1 protein-coding gene is annotated in these 214 nt (G+C 68.2%); it reads right to left on the reverse strand.

Annotated features, from left to right (window positions below; genetic code table 11):
- A partial coding sequence (locus ABE487_RS17270; protein WP_346452931.1) for a hypothetical protein occupies nucleotides 1-214 on the reverse strand: 214 nt, incomplete at both ends.

The following is a 214-nucleotide window of genomic DNA, read 5'->3' on the forward strand; positions in this document are numbered from 1 at the left end:
GGTTACTGGCCACGACAACGTTGCCAACGCTGCCCGTCGCATCCGCATTGACGGTCGCGGTGTAGGTCAGCGTGTAGACACCCGGCAGCGTGCCGGCAGGCAGCGTGCAGGTCAGTGCACCGGTGCAGGCAAACGCGCCCGCGTCGGTGACGGCACCGAAGGTCAGGCCGGTGCCTAGCGTGTCGGCCAGGGTCAGCACTTCGGTCGTCGCCGA

This window comes from Luteimonas sp. TWI596 (assembly GCF_039674105.1).
Taxonomy (GTDB): Bacteria; Pseudomonadota; Gammaproteobacteria; order Xanthomonadales; family Xanthomonadaceae; genus Luteimonas.